11 protein-coding genes are annotated in these 14,008 nt (G+C 62.1%); 4 read left to right on the forward strand and 7 right to left on the reverse strand.

What is annotated here, in order from left to right:
- The first annotated feature begins 29 nt into the window (after window positions 1-29).
- Window positions 30-581 carry a hypothetical protein gene (locus EPK99_RS17475; protein ID WP_128444379.1) on the forward strand — a complete coding sequence of 184 codons (552 nt, stop codon included), beginning with the start codon at window positions 30-32 and terminating at the stop codon, window positions 579-581.
- On the opposite strand, the gene folK is transcribed toward EPK99_RS17475, so the two are convergent.
- The 3 genes from folK to folP are packed head-to-tail and all read right to left on the reverse strand — an operon-like array spanning window position 574 to window position 2,336.
- The gene (gene folK, locus EPK99_RS17480; RefSeq protein WP_128444380.1) at window positions 574-1,116 is read right to left on the reverse strand and encodes a 2-amino-4-hydroxy-6-hydroxymethyldihydropteridine diphosphokinase; all 543 of its coding nucleotides are present in this window, start codon (window positions 1,114-1,116) and stop codon (window positions 574-576) included. The two genes, EPK99_RS17475 and folK, sit on opposite strands and share 8 nt — an antisense overlap.
- Window positions 1,106-1,471, reverse strand: coding sequence for a dihydroneopterin aldolase (gene folB / locus EPK99_RS17485; protein ID WP_128444381.1), 366 nt, complete (start codon window positions 1,469-1,471; stop codon window positions 1,106-1,108). Before folB ends, folK begins: the two co-directional genes overlap by 11 nt.
- Window positions 1,472-1,481: 10 nt before the next feature.
- Window positions 1,482-2,336, reverse strand: coding sequence for a dihydropteroate synthase (gene folP / locus EPK99_RS17490; protein ID WP_245582477.1), 855 nt, complete (start codon window positions 2,334-2,336; stop codon window positions 1,482-1,484).
- 106 nt (window positions 2,337-2,442) lie between these two features.
- Between folP and EPK99_RS17495 the strand changes: the two genes are divergently transcribed.
- Window positions 2,443-3,063, forward strand: coding sequence for a DUF922 domain-containing Zn-dependent protease (locus EPK99_RS17495; RefSeq protein ID WP_128444382.1), 621 nt, complete (start codon window positions 2,443-2,445; stop codon window positions 3,061-3,063).
- A 344-nt stretch (window positions 3,064-3,407) separates the two neighbouring features.
- Here EPK99_RS17495 and EPK99_RS17500 read toward each other — a convergent pair whose 3' ends face one another.
- Together EPK99_RS17500 and EPK99_RS17505 are read right to left on the reverse strand one after the other, a co-directional pair.
- Window positions 3,408-3,728 carry a 2Fe-2S iron-sulfur cluster-binding protein gene (locus tag EPK99_RS17500; RefSeq protein ID WP_128444383.1) on the reverse strand — a complete coding sequence of 107 codons (321 nt, stop codon included), beginning with the start codon at window positions 3,726-3,728 and terminating at the stop codon, window positions 3,408-3,410.
- A 112-nt stretch (window positions 3,729-3,840) separates the two neighbouring features.
- Window positions 3,841-4,206: an Hpt domain-containing protein gene (locus tag EPK99_RS17505; protein WP_128444384.1), complete on the reverse strand. Its 366-nt coding sequence runs from the start codon at window positions 4,204-4,206 to the stop codon at window positions 3,841-3,843.
- A gap of 456 nt (window positions 4,207-4,662) precedes the next feature.
- On the opposite strand from EPK99_RS17505, the gene EPK99_RS17510 reads away from it, so the two are divergent.
- Window positions 4,663-11,091: an apolipoprotein A-IV repeat region-like domain-containing protein gene (locus tag EPK99_RS17510; protein ID WP_128444385.1), complete on the forward strand. Its 6,429-nt coding sequence runs from the start codon at window positions 4,663-4,665 to the stop codon at window positions 11,089-11,091.
- A gap of 164 nt (window positions 11,092-11,255) precedes the next feature.
- On the forward strand, window positions 11,256-12,014 hold the full coding sequence (locus tag EPK99_RS17515) for a hypothetical protein (protein ID WP_128444386.1): 759 nt from the start codon (window positions 11,256-11,258) through the stop codon (window positions 12,012-12,014).
- On the opposite strand, the gene EPK99_RS17520 is transcribed toward EPK99_RS17515, so the two are convergent.
- Entirely contained in the window at window positions 12,001-12,585 is a 585-nt protein-coding gene (locus EPK99_RS17520) for an ABC-type transport auxiliary lipoprotein family protein (RefSeq protein WP_425374222.1), read from the reverse strand. The genes EPK99_RS17515 and EPK99_RS17520 overlap by 14 nt on opposite strands.
- Before the next feature lie 46 nt (window positions 12,586-12,631).
- Window positions 12,632-14,002: an MlaD family protein gene (locus EPK99_RS17525; RefSeq protein WP_128444387.1), complete on the reverse strand. Its 1,371-nt coding sequence runs from the start codon at window positions 14,000-14,002 to the stop codon at window positions 12,632-12,634.
- Between the last annotated feature and the right edge of the window lie 6 nt (window positions 14,003-14,008).

A 14,008-nucleotide genomic window follows, 5' to 3' on the forward strand; every position in this document is an offset into this window, starting at 1 on the left:
GTTCAGGTTCTGCTTGCAGGGGAAAGTTCATGTATCCGCGCTTCGTATCGCTCATCGGCGGGTTCGCTGCTCTCACAGTCGGGGCGATCGCAACCATGGCACCGCAGGCCGAGGCCGCATCGCGCGACAAGGCCTTCTTCCAGTCCGTTTCCGGCATCTGGAAAGGACCCGGCGAAATCGTGGCCGGCAAGTACAAGGGCACCAAGTTCAGCTGCAATCTCACCGGTTCGCCCGCGCCGGCCGGCGATGTCGGCATGAAGCTCGACGGCACCTGCCGCGTCGGCGTTTTCCAGCAGCCGATGTCCGCCGTGATCAGCCAGAGCGGCAGCGGCTATTCCGGCAAATTCCTGGACGGCGCCCAGGGCAAGGGCCTCGACATCATTTCCGGCTCGGTGAATGGCGACAAGGTCGTGATGGGCATCAACCGCGCCCAGCTCAATGGCGCCATGGTGGCGAGCCTGCGCGGCGACAACAAGATGAATATCACCATCTCGGTCAAGGTCGAAGACCAGATGGTGCCGGTCATCGGGCTGTCCCTCGACCGCGATCTGGATGCGATCGCCGTCGGCTCGATCAAGTAGTCCGGCGCGGAGCTTGACCGTCGCGCCACCACTCCCTGTCATCGTCGGCAATCCTGATCCCGGCGATATCAGCTTCCGATAGCCAATCCCGAACGCTTCTGCCCTGCACCATCATGTCAGGTGCAATATCGGCGAGCGGCATGATGACGAAGCCCCTCCCCGCCATGCGCGGATGCGGCAGTTCCAGCCTTTCCGTCTTCTGCTCAATGTCCCCATAGGTCAGGACGTCGATATCGATCGTCCTCGGTCCCCAGCGCTCGGCGCGCACCCGCTTCATCTGGCGCTCGATCGACAGACAGAGATCCAGCAACTGCTCGGCCTCTAGAGAAGTCTCCACCAGCGCACAGCAATTGAAGAAGTCGGCCTGGTCGGTCTTGCCCCAGGGCGGCGTGACATAGAGCCTGGAGACGGCAAGCACATGACAATCGTCCCGTTCATCGAGATGACGAAGGGCCTGCGCCATCGCGGAACGGGGATCGCCGAGATTTCCTCCAAGCCCCAGGGATGCGACCGTCTTGTCTGCGTCAGGCGACATGCTGAACCCGCACCTGCGCGTAATCGAGAATGCCGGCAATCGGTACGCTCGGCTTGCGCACCGTGATATCGGCACGGCGGATCAGCGGCGACCAGGCGCACAAGGCCTTGGCGATGTCGTTGGCCAGCGCCTCGATCAGGTTGCGCCGGCTACCGGTGACGATTTTTTCGACGATCTCGTAGACCAGCCCGTAATGAACCGTCTTGTCCACGTCATCCGTCTCCAGCGCCTCATCCGCCTCGACATCCAGTTCTACATCAACGAAGAAGCGCTGGCCAAGCGAAGCCTCCTGCTCGAAAGCGCCATGCCGGGCATAGAAGGCGCAATTCTTCAGCGTGATCGTATAAATGGCCATCCAGCCTCCCTTACCCTTGCCGCCGCGCTGCCAGAACGGCATCCGCCATGGCGAGCGCATCCTTGTTCGTCGGCACATCGTGGACGCGGAAGATTGCCGCACCCGCAAGCCTCAATATAGCAGTCGTCGCGGCCGTCCCCACATCTCGGTCCGACGGCTTTTCGCGACCTGTGACTCCGCCGATGAAGCGCTTGCGGGAAGTTCCGGCTAGGAGTGGGAAGCCGAGTTGATGCAGTTCGGCGAAGCGGGCGATCAGTTCCAGGTCGTCATCCCGGTCCTTGGCAAATCCGAAGCCCGGATCAAGGACGATATGGTCCTCCAGAACCTTCGCGTTTCTGGCGATTTCCAGGGACTGGCGCAGAAAATAGAGCTGGTCGTCGACAAGGTCCGCGCGCCGGTCGTCGCGGTTGCGGCCTGTGTGCATGATGCAAAGGCCAGCACCCGTTTCGGCCGCTACCGAAGCGATCTCCGGATCGCGCTGCAATCCATGGACGTCGTTGATGATGTGCGCACGGGCCGCCATGGCCAACCGTGCAGTTTCGGCGCGGTATGTGTCGATCGAGATCAGCGCATCCGTCTCTTGCGCCAGCTTTTCGATGACCGGCAGAACCCGGTCCTGCTCTTCTGCGGCGGAGACTTCGGCTGCTCCCGGACGCGTCGATTCGCCCCCGACATCCAGGATGACCGCCCCATTTTCGACGCAAGCAAGCGCCTGCGCGACCGCTGCCTCGACGCCATCATAACGGCCGCCATCGGAAAACGAGTCGGGCGTCACGTTGATGATCGCCATCAGATGTCCGGCCGCTTTAAGATCGAGGCTTCGCCCGCGCCCGACGATCCAGGTTCTGTTGCGCTGCGATGTCACCGGCCCACCATCTTTCAAGCGATAACGTAAATTTGGAAGTCTTCATGTTGCGCTTCGGCTGGCTATGCCCCAAGCTTCCGGCAAGTTCAACGTCGCAGGCCATAGAATGTTTTCGATACGCAGGGTCCACCGGATCTTCGGTGCTGTTTTCCTTCTCTGCGTGATCCCGGCCACGGCGTCAGCCGAGCCAGTCATCACCAAGACCTATTCCTATTTCCGGATCGGCGGGCGCACGGCGGACGACCTGGACCGTGAGCTGGATCGGCGCGGTCCGCTGACGCACAATACCGGTCATCGCCACCCCGGTGCCACGGAAATCAAGTTCGGCGGCGACGTTACCTACGTGGAAAAGGGCGGCCGCTGTTCGGTCGGCGGAACCCATGTGACACTACGAACCCACATGATCCTGCCGCGCTGGAGCAACCGCTCCCGCGCAGATGCCGATCTCGGCTTCATCTGGGACACGCTTTCCATGGATATCAAGCGCCATGAAGAGCGGCATGCGGAAATTGCGCGCAGCCATGCCAGGCAGCTCGAACGCACTCTTCTCGATTTGAGGCCGGAAAAGGATTGCGACATGCTCGAAAGGCGTGTGGCGGAAACGACCAGGCAATTGCTGGAGCAACACGACCTGGATCAGGCGCGATTCGATCAGGTCGAAGCGGCCAATTTTGACGCCCGCATGATGCGCCTGCTGCAATATCGCCTGCAGCAGAAGAAGAAATGACGCGGCTACGGCCCCCAAGCTGGTGCCAGGCTTGCGCCTGCCCTCGTCAATCACGGGTTACTTATCGCGATAGCCTAATACACATCTGTCGGATATAACTTCAGCCATAGCTTACGGAATGGCAGATCAAAGAGCTCCACTCCGAAAGTACCGAGGTTCCCGCACTTCATGTCAGTGCGAAAACGGCTCACCGTGTCATGGAGCCGTACAATTTCCGAGTTTCTGTTCCCGAGTTCTGTTCTCCTGGCGCGTCTTCAAGCCGCATGCGGATCCTCCCTCCCATGCCGGTGATGCGCCCGCCTCGCCTCGCTGAACGCTTTTGCGCAGCGAGGCTTTTTTTCGGTTCAGGCCTGGCGTTCGGGCACGTTGACCACGAGGCCGTCCAGGTCGGCCTTGATCTTGATCTGACAGGAAAGCCTCGACGTCGGGCGTACGTCGACAGCGAAATCGAGCATGTCTTCTTCCATGGCAGCAGGCGGACCAACCTTTTCGGTCCAGGCTTCGTCCACATAGACATGACAGGTTGCGCAGGCACAGGCTCCGCCGCATTCCGCCTCGATACCGGGAACGGAGTTGCGAACCGCATTCTCCATGACGGTCGAGCCCGGATCCACATCCAGCTCGAAGCGCGTCCCGTCGAAGGCAACGATGGTCAGTTTCGTCATTATAGGGAGTTCCGGTGTTGGTGGTGGCGCTCAAGCGCGGTGTCTTCCGATAAAACACTTGGCCAGTCAACACGAGCAGGCGACGTGACCTTGTCTCTCGACGCCCACTGTCTCAGCGACAGAGTTTCAGAATGAAATTCTCTGCTTCCACCACGGCAGCTCCGACCGCCGCTTGCAACGCGGCATCTCCGGCTTCTGCTTCAAGCCGCCCGGCGGCGGCGGAAACCTTGAAGGCTCCGACAGCTGACGCCGCGCCCTTGAGGCGATGCGCGGCGGCTGTGACGGCCGCCGGTTCGGCTCCGGCGATCTCCTGCAGGGACTTTCGTGCCTGACGCGCAAACATCTGCAGGACTTCGTTTTCGAGGTCCTTGTCCCCCATGGTCTGGTTCGCCAGATGTACCAAATCGACCGGCCGGTCCTGAGAAGGACATGGCATGCGAGCAGGTTGAAGATCGAAGGCGATATTGGCGGCGGCCATTCAGCATTTCCTTTTATTGCTTGGCTGTCCCGAATTGTGCGGGAGCCGCGCGTCTATCCCGTTAAATTCCGGCACAATCGCGGCCAAATTCTCCACTCATGGTTAATTTCCGCTAAGATCTCGGTAATTCAACGCTTTCCGCCTAAAGCATGGTTTAAATCCTGTTAACAAGGACTGGGCCTGCTTGGCACATGACGGGCATCTAATTGTGCGGCTGGCGCGAATGTGCCACTACAGTACGGTTAGAGCGACGGGATCCGGCATCACGGCGCTATCGACGGAAGCATGGTAAGCTTTCATTATCATCCGTTTGAAAGAACGGCCGTTCGACCTGGAAATGAACAGGAAACACCGTCTCCATGATGGGAGGTCCGGGTTTCCCGGCAGGCAAGACGTTTACGCCACGCGGCAGTGGCTGAGATGGAGAGCCTGGCGTATGTAACGAGGCGTAACCGCATGGCGAAGAACACGGGCACCGAGTCGATCGACGAAACGGCGTTCCAGGCACTGGAAGAAGCGCTGAAGATCGACTTCAGCGATGACGAGCCGCCTCGCGCCAAGCCTGCTGCACGGGCATCGGAAGCTCGCGTCTCGGATACGAACAAGCAGCGCTCCGCCGCTCCCCGCCGTGAATCCCAGCCGGAGCCCCAGCGTCAGGCTGCCGCCGAGACTGCGGCACGCGCACCTGCCTTCGAACCTGCCAATGACAGCGGCCGCCGCAACCCTGCCAGCATATTGCGGTCGCTGGAGGGCGGATCCATGCGCTCCGCCCTGCGCAATGCCTCGTTCATCTCCGTGCTTTGGGCCCTTGCAGGACTTGGCCTCGGTCAGTTGATCTATGGCAGCCAGCTTTGGCAGACGACATCGGTGGCCGGTGTGCTTGCAGCACCTGGCATCGTCGCGCTGGCGGTCGGCATCATCGTGCCGATCCTGCTTTTCTTCGCCTTTGCCACCATGATGGCCCGCGCCCACGACCTGAAGAACGCCGCCCGCTCCATGGCGGAAGTGGCCCTGCGCCTATCGGAGCCGGAAACTATCGCGTCCGAACGCATCATGAGCGTCGGCCAGGCCGTTCGCCGCGAAGTGTCTGCGATGAACGAAGGCATCGAGCGCACCATAGCGCGTGCCGCCGAACTGGAAACGCTCGTGCACTCCGAAGTCAATGCGCTGGAGCGCAGCTATAGCGACAACGAACTGCGCGTCCGCGGTCTCGTGCATGAGCTCAGCGCCGAGCGTGATGCCATCGTCAACCATGCCGAACGCATTCGCTCGTCCATCGTCGGCGCCCATGACCAGCTGAAGGAAGACCTGTCTCTCGCGACGGAAGAAATCTCCGTACGTCTGGCGACGACCGGCCAGGCACTGGCATCGCTGATCGACACCCGCGCCGCCATCCTGATGGAAAAGACGGATGCAGCCGGCGAAGCCTTGAGTTCGCTGCTGTCCGCCAAGACGGACAATCTCGTCCAGACGCTGAGCTCTTCGGGGATCGCGCTGGCCAATGAATTCGACGATCGTCTGGAAACCCTCTCGAGCACCATGTCCCAGCGCGGACAGGCGCTTCTCGGCGAATTTGCCACCCGCGCCTCGACGCTGGATGCAAGCACCGAAAAACTCAATGCCGCGCTTGCGGACCGTACCCGCCAGCTCAACGAAACCCTGCTTGCCCGCACCCGCGAAATCACCGAGGGGCTGAACGGCAGCGAGCGGACGCTGATGGGTTCGTTGGACACGGCGCTTGCGACGCTCAACCGTTCGCTGAACGACAAGGGCGCAGCCTTCCGCCAGACGCTGCAATCGGCTGCCGACGACGCGGTCATGGATCTCGACCTGCGCTCCGGCCTGTTCGAGGAACGGCTCCACGCCACCGTCGGCCAGCTTAGCACCACGTTCGATGAGGGCCTGTCGCAGTTTACGACCGCCTTCGATCAGCGCGCCGGCTCGCTTGACAGCAAGCTGATGGACAGCCTTGCCCGCATCAACGAGACGGTTGCCGGCGGGACGGAGGCTATGGAAGGCCTTCTCAGCACCAGTGTGGAACGGATCGGCAATGCCCTGACCGACCAGCAGCTGACGCTGGCGACGACGCTCGGCACAGGCCAGGAAGTCCTGGACTCCATGCTTGAAAGCCGTTCACGCGAGTTTTCCGATGCACTGGCCGCACGGGCGACGGAAATTCAGGATAGCATCGGCAACGCCCATCAGAAGATCGATACGGTCATGGCCGAGCACGGCGGCGCGCTGGCGAATGCCCTGTCGGAAACGCAGAACCGATTCGAAGACACGATCGCTACGCGTACCGGTTCAATCATCGAATCCGTCACGGGCAGCCATGACCGCCTCGCGACACTGCTCGACGAACGGACCGCATCCATCGGCCAGCTGATGTCCGGCACGCCGGAGCGCCTGGCCGGCTTGTTCGACGAAAAGACATCTTCTCTCGCGCAGACCCTGTCGCAGGGCGAGGAGCGTCTGGGCGGCGAGCTGGAACGGCGCGCAACGCAGATCGACGCGACCCTTTCGGCCAATCAGGCTCGCATGAGCGAAATCCTCGACGACAAGTCCATGGAGCTTGCAACCTCGCTCGCACTGCATGAAGACCGCCTGACCGGCGAACTGGACCGCCGCGCGACGCAGATCGATGCCACACTTTCGGCCAACCAGGCCCGGATGAGCGAGATCCTCGACGACAAGTCCATGGAGCTTGCAACCTCGCTGGCGCTGCACGAAGATCGCCTGACCGGCGCCCTGGACGAGAAGACGACGACGCTTCTCGGCGCGGTGGCCGATGCAGACCGGCGCATCGAGAATGCCTTTGCCCAGCGTGCGGAAGCCATCCACTCGGCTTACGCGGACAACCAGCTCAACCTCGACATCTCGCTCGAAACCCGGACAGCGGAGCTTGCCCGTCTTCTGGAACATGGCGGCGCCCGTCTCGAAGAAACCGTCGGCGGTGCCGCCGGCCGGATCGAGACCGCACTTGCCGAAGGCTCGTCGCGTTTCGACACCAGCTTTACCGAAGGCCTGCAGAAGATGCAGGATACGCTCGGCACCAGCCAGGATCGAATGACCGCAACGATCGGCATCGGTCACCAACAGTTGGCCGATACGCTGACTTCCGCGAGCCAGGATATCGCCACCACCCTCGGTTCCGCCAGCCAGGGTATCGCATCCACACTTGGCGCCGCGCATCGGGAGATTGCCGGCACGCTCCGGACCGGCCATGAGCAAATCTCGACAACGATCGGCGCCGGCCACCAAAAGATGGCGGACACGCTCGGTTCGGCAAACCACGAACTTGCGGAAACGCTCGGCGCTGCTACGCAGCAGCTCTCCGGCACGGTTGAAACCGCAAGCCGCGAAATCGCCGGTAGCGTCGGCACAGCGCATGTCCTGATCGGCGATACTCTGAGCACGGCAACCCGCGACATTTCCGAAACGCTCGGCTCCGGTTACGAGCGGCTGCGCGCAGCTCTCGACGATCGTTCCAATGCCATTGCGACCACGCTCTCCGAAGCGCAGGACAATCTCGGCAACCTGCTGATGGACCAGACCACAGTTATCGGCACGACTTTGGCAGCCAGCGCCGGCATGCTCGAAATGTCGCTGGAAACGCAGCAGGATGCGCTTCGTGCCACCATTGACAGCGCCGGCGAAGCTCTAGAAACCCGTCTTCGCGACAATGTCGGTGCCATTGCCGGGCAGCTTGGCGTGGCCGCCCGCGACATCAGCCAGTCGGCCGACATGTTCTCGAGCCGCGTCGAGCAGACGGTCGGCGGCGTATCGTCCGCGCTCGACACGGCCGGCTCGCGCATCGAGACCACGTTCGGCGGTCTTGAGGATCGTATCCGCAACGAAGTTGGCAACGTAACCCAGCTGGTCGACACCGCCGGCGACACCCTCGCCAGCGCACTCGGTGCCCGCACCGCCGAACTGGAGCGCATCACCAACGACGTCACCGAACGCGCCTCCACCGTCATCGGAGCCCGCACCGCGGATCTCGAACGCGTCTCCGGCGATGCTGCGAACCGTCTTGAAGAAACGCTTTCCAGCCGTGCCGCGGAACTGGATCGGCTTTCGGGAGACACAGCAAACCGCATCGACCAGGCGCTAGCTACCCGCGCTGCCGAGCTGGAACGCCTTGGTCTCGAAGCGTCGAACCGGATCGCAGATACGCTCGACAGCCGCACGGCACGCATCGAGGAACGTCTCGGCACGATGGACCGCGCCCTGACGGTCGGTCTGGATAACGTGACGAGGACCATCGAGGGCAAAGCTGTCGGCCTCGCCTCCACGCTGCGTGAAGCCGTCAGCGCCGCCGCGCATGACATGGACAGTGAAGCAACCCGCTCGGCGGAGGCTCTTGCCCGTGCAGGTGCTGAATTCACCCAGGAACTGACGACCCGCAACAGCGAGTTCACCCGTTCGATCGAGGAGCGTTCCAACGACATCGTCGGCCGGATCTCCGAAACCCAAGGCCGTCTTGCGGGCCAGGCGGCGACGGTGGCGCAGGCCTTCTCCGAGGCCGGCAATTCCATCATCAACAAGGTGGCGGAAGCCGACAACCTGGTAAAGAAGCAGGTCACTGCCATCAACGAGGCGCTGGACGAGGCCGAAAAGGTTCTCGATGCACGCGGCAGTTCGCTGCGCACCAACCTCACCGAGACGGCAGGCGAACTCAATGTGGCGCTGGAAGCGGTCGATCAGGCTCTGGCTGCTCGTGGCGACGCCATCCGCTCGGCGCTCGACAGCCGCGCCCGCGACCTCAACTCCATGCTTGCCAGCCGTTCGGCCGAACTCTCGCGCCTGCTGGACGAGAAGGCAAAGCCCATGGTCGAGCAGTATGCGGAGACCGGTCGTTCGGCCGCCGAACGCATCGGGGCTGCAGCACAGGAAGGCGCAGAGCGTCTTTCCGCTGCCGCCTACGACACCGGCAACCGCATTCGCAACGAAAATGCCGCCCTCATCGACGCCATTTCGGCACGTACCAACGAGACGCTGGCCGCCATCAACCAGCGAACGGAAAATGCCGCCGGCACGATCCGCGCCGCAGAACAGGGCCTTGCCGCCAATGTCAGCAGCCTGATCGACCGGCTCGAACAGAGCAATTCCGGCATTGCCGCGCTGGTGCAGCAGGCAGCGCAGGAAATCGGCCAGGTCGCAGACCAGGCAACCCAGCAGATCAGCGAGGCGGATCAGCGGCTGGATGCGACCGCCAACCGCTTCGCCCAATCCGCCAGCAACGCGGCCGATCTCGTTTCCGGCTCCAGCCGGCTTCTCGAAAACAATATCGACCGTCTGGTCAATGTGTCGGGTCAGACACTCAGTCAGGTCGGCGGCATTGTCGGCCGCTTCGAGGAGCATTCCAAGGTTCTCGGACAGGCATCGGAACTTCTGGGCGCCGCGCAATCCAACCTTGCCAGCACTCTCGAAGAGCGCCAGAACGCGCTGCGCCATCTGTCTGCCGGCCTCGTCAAGCGATCCGAAGAAATCGAAGGCGCGCTGCTCAACCTCACCACGCTGGTGGACGGCGCCTTCCAGAGGGCCGAAGAGCGGTCTTCGCAGGTTGGCGTTTCTCTGCGGGAGAGCCTGCATGCGTCCTTCGCAGATATTGGCCGCCGTCTGGGCGAAACCCAGCAGCGCGCGGAACTAACGGCTGAAGCCATGCGTGAAGCGCTGCGCGGTGCCGGTGACGAAGCGACCCGCAACATCGAAGCAAGCCTGACGGATGCCGAGAAGCGCGCTCGCGAGCTTTCGGAACGCATGAGCAGCAGCCTTGCCAGCTCGCTTGGCGATGTGGACAAGCTGTTCGGCGATGCCGCCAGCCGCTCGGGCACTGCGGCACAGCAGCTTCGCGAGACGATGCGGGAGTCGGTCGAAGATGCTATCGGCCGCTTCGCCGGCGCCACGGACGAAATCCGCCGCTCGGCACAGGATATCCGCCAGGAGCTGGACGCGACCCGTTCGGAGCTGAAGCGTGGTGCTTTCGACCTTCCCGAAGAAGCGAAGGAAAGTGCTGCCGCCATGCGTCGGGCTGTGTCCGAGCAGATCAAGGCCTTGCAGGACATTTCCCAGCTCGTCGGCCGTTCAGCCCAGCAACTCGAGATCGCCGAGCCCACCCCGGCTCCTGCTTCCGCGCCGGCACCGCGCCCGGTCGCTCCGGCTCCCGTTCCTCGTGCGGCTGCCCCCGCGCCGCAGGCCGCTGCTCCTCAGCCGGTCGCACCGCAGGCCTTCACCCAGCCTGCACCGGCGCCGCAGATCACCGAGCGTGTGCAACCGGCTCCGGCCGCCGCACGTCCGGATCCTTACGCCGCCAACTCCCTGCGCGGCACGCTGCCGCTTGATCGTCCCGCCCCGGCAGCGCCTGCCCGGGTTTCGGATGCAGCGCCACGCAGCGGCGAAGGCGGCTGGATCAGCGATCTGCTGCGCGGCGCGTCGCGAGACGAACATCGCGACGCTGCTCCTGTTCGCCAGCAGTCGGCCCGCCCGCCCGAGCCCGCCCAGGCACAACGCCCGGCGACCGATAACCGCAACCCGCGTCATATGGTGGAGTCGCTCAACTCGCTCTCCGTGGACATCGCTCGCGCCATCGATCACGACGCCTCCGTGGATCTATGGCGTCGTTACCAGCGCGGCGAGCGCGACGTCTTCACCCGTCGCCTCTATACGCTGAAGGGCCAGCAGACCTTCGACGAGATCAAGCGCAAATACGACCGCGAACCGGAATTCCGCACCGCCGTCGACCGCTATATCGCTGATTTCGAGAAGCTGCTTGCCGATGTGGCCCGCACCGATCGCGACAAGACGGTAACGCAGAGCTACCTCACTTCCGATACGGGCAAGGTCTATACGATGCTAGCCCATGCCGCTGGACGGTTCGGCTGATCAGGCGCTAATGCTAATGTGAAAAAAGCCGTCCTGAGGACGGCTTTTTGAGCTTAAAGACTTCGATGATACTGCAGCTTGGCATGCGCATGCCTCTCGGCCAGGAAATGGCGCAGTTGGTGTTGTGAACGTCCAGACGCGGTACAGCAACTTCAGGAGGCAAGATGACTTTGGACAGCCGAGCAGTCTCGGCAGCCGCAAACAATGCCGACTTGTATCGCTGCGTCTTTGAAGCGCATGGGCTTCGCTACGCGTTGACACGATTCGCTTTCATTGGACTCGATCCACCTCCACCATACTATTCTAACCTCACGACCCTCACTCCGCATGATCAGCCTGAGCAAGCGGAGTGCATTGCGACCTTGCGGAGCGCAAATAGCGGCAGCTTTGGTTTCAAGGACAGCTTTTCTAACTTTGACATGAGTAAGGCCGGAATGACCCGACTGTTCGAGGCCGCTTGGCTCTGGGCACCGGCCGCAGCAGTAACAGCGCAGCCACTCGATGGCTGGAAACGCATTAAAACCGACGACGACCTGAACCTTTGGGAGGCAGGCTGGAAGGCTGGAGGCTCGCCTTCTTCACAGCGCATGTTCCCTGCTACGATGCTAAGCAGGCCCGATATTGGCTTTTACGGTCGCTTTATCGGTGCAACTTGCCAGGCAGGCTGCATCGCGAATCTCTCGGGAGATTGTGTGGGTCTGTCGAATATCTACTCGGTAGAGCCGGGCCGTGCGCAGGTCAGAGCATCCGCCGCACGTTGTGCCGCTAATTTCGCGCCGGGGAGACCGGTGGTAGGTTACGATCGCGGCAATGCATTCGAAACGATGGTCTCGATCGGTTTCGAACCGGTGGGGAAACTTATCGTGTGGGTCGATCCGCCGAGTAGATCGATGGCGGATCAATCACACGTTACATCGACTTGAGCGCCCAATCGACAATCTCGCCGCCGACCTTCGCGAAAGCCTTGTCCAACGCTTCGATGAAGCGCCGGTTCTCGGTCCCTGCGACGGGCACGGTTGCCTTGAAGACGCTTTGCGCCTTTACGGTGCCGTTGCGGTCGTTGAGGAGCTTTGCGGAAATCTCCACATTGGCGACGCGCGTACCTGCCGTCGTCACCTCGAAATTGCGGATATCGGTCACGATCTGGTAGTCGATCGCCAGGCCCTGCCCCGGCTTGCCGACGCCGCCGAGCCTGCCCGAGTTCTCGAAGGCTTCCACGAGCTTCGACTGGACGAGGCGCGGAAGGCGGTCTCCCCAACGCGAATTGGCGAGATACTGAACCTCGGAGGAAGAAACGCGCACGACCACCTGATCGCTGTCCAGCATCTTCACCGCTGTCGGCTCGGGCACAAGGATCTGCCGGTTGCGGGCCGAGGGGCCGGCCGCAGACGGCGTCAGCGACAGATCGAACGTGTCGTTATCGGCCTTGCTGCCGCAGCCGCTCAAAAGCGCGGCGACAAGCGGAAGCGTGACCATCCATCGATTGCGCATCATGCGCTCCGTTACAGAACTCGAACCCATCAAACCCTGAACTCCCGCACTAGCGTCGTGCTCTGCCATTGTATTCCTTGACCGTTTCTCCGCCGAAAATCAGGCGTTGCGGGTTCTGGTCGAAATTGTCGATTGCGTTGTTCAGCGACTGCACTGTCTGGCGCGTATCGGTCACCAGTGTCTGAATGTCTCTCAGGCCACCGGCGGAGAAACGCTGCAGATTGTCGGCGATCGGGCCGACACGCGCGTTGATGTTGTCGGCAACCGTCTTGAAGGACTGCAGCGTCTCGCGCGCCTGGGCGAACAGCCCTTGCGAATCGTCGCTGGAGACAAGCCCGTCGACTTTGGCGAGGATCGTATCCACGCGGCTGGAGGCTGTGTTCAGCTTGCTGGCGAGATCCCTGAAGTCGCTGATCGCACTGTTGATGTCGTCGCGGCGATGCGCCACGTCGTCCACCACGGTGCGGGCAGAGCTCATCGTCTGGCGCACGTCCTCGGATGCGGAGGCAATATTGCGGATCGCAGTGCTGATCTGCTCGGGGTTGGCAGCGGCCATGAGGCTGTCGGCGCGCTTCAATGCACTCTGCGCCTCGGTGCCTGCCTGGGCGAAGCTGGCGGCAGCGCCACGGACATTGTTGATCACGTCGTCGAAATTGTCGGACGCGTTGGCGACATTGCGGGTCAGGCGCTCGGCGTTCGATACAACGGCATTGACCTTTTCCGCATCGACGGCACGAACGAGTTGTTCAGCGGCTGCAAGCGTGGAGTTAAGCGTTGTGGATACCCGGTCGACGGCGGAAGACAGGGTCGCCAGGCTGTTCAGGAACTTGTCGATATTGCCTGAATTTGCGCTCAACGCCGCCGTGAAGACTTCCACATTGCGAATGGTCTGCGTCAGCGGCCCCCGGGCATCGCCGACAAAGCCCTGGATGTCGCCAATGGCATGATTGGCGCGGTCCATGATTTTGTCCGCCGTGGCGAGAAGGTTTGTCACGCTCGATTGATCGGCGATCAAGACGGCGGGGCGCCCGCTCTCGATCGCCTTCTGAAGGATATTGTCCTCGCCTTTGGCGCCGCCCGACATTTCGATGTAGGCTGCGCCGGTCAGACCCTGAACTTCCAGCACCGCCTTGGTAGACTGGTAGACCGGGGCATCCGCACGAACTTCCGTGAAGGCGATGGAATATTTGGGGTCGTCAGGGTCGATGCTGAGGCTACGCACGGAGCCGACCGGAATACCATTGAAGCGGACGGGAGAACCGACCGAAAGTCCATTCGCCGAACCCGGAATGCGAATCGCCAGCTCCGCTGTCGGACCGCCGCGGCCCGATTGCGCCATCCAGTAGACAAATCCGAAGGCGGCCGCGATCACCAGCAGTGTAAAGAAACCGACAAGGGCGTAATTGGCTTTGGTTTCCATAAGTTA

The sequence above is a fragment of the Neorhizobium lilium genome (genome assembly GCF_004053875.1).
Lineage (GTDB): Bacteria > Pseudomonadota > Alphaproteobacteria > Rhizobiales > Rhizobiaceae > Neorhizobium > Neorhizobium lilii.

Coding starts and splice junctions, on each gene's coding strand:
- EPK99_RS17475 (WP_128444379.1), top strand. CDS start 30: ATGTATCCGCGCTTCGTATCGCTCATCGGCGGGTTCGCTGCTCTCACA.
- folK (WP_128444380.1), bottom strand. CDS start 1,116: ATGTCGCCTGACGCAGACAAGACGGTCGCATCCCTGGGGCTTGGAGGA.
- folB (WP_128444381.1), bottom strand. CDS start 1,471: ATGGCCATTTATACGATCACGCTGAAGAATTGCGCCTTCTATGCCCGG.
- EPK99_RS17495 (WP_128444382.1), top strand. CDS start 2,443: ATGTTTTCGATACGCAGGGTCCACCGGATCTTCGGTGCTGTTTTCCTT.
- EPK99_RS17500 (WP_128444383.1), bottom strand. CDS start 3,728: ATGACGAAACTGACCATCGTTGCCTTCGACGGGACGCGCTTCGAGCTG.
- EPK99_RS17505 (WP_128444384.1), bottom strand. CDS start 4,206: ATGGCCGCCGCCAATATCGCCTTCGATCTTCAACCTGCTCGCATGCCA.
- EPK99_RS17510 (WP_128444385.1), top strand. CDS start 4,663: ATGGCGAAGAACACGGGCACCGAGTCGATCGACGAAACGGCGTTCCAG.
- EPK99_RS17515 (WP_128444386.1), top strand. CDS start 11,256: ATGACTTTGGACAGCCGAGCAGTCTCGGCAGCCGCAAACAATGCCGAC.
- EPK99_RS17520 (WP_425374222.1), bottom strand. CDS start 12,585: ATGATGCGCAATCGATGGATGGTCACGCTTCCGCTTGTCGCCGCGCTT.
- EPK99_RS17525 (WP_128444387.1), bottom strand. CDS start 14,002: ATGGAAACCAAAGCCAATTACGCCCTTGTCGGTTTCTTTACACTGCTG.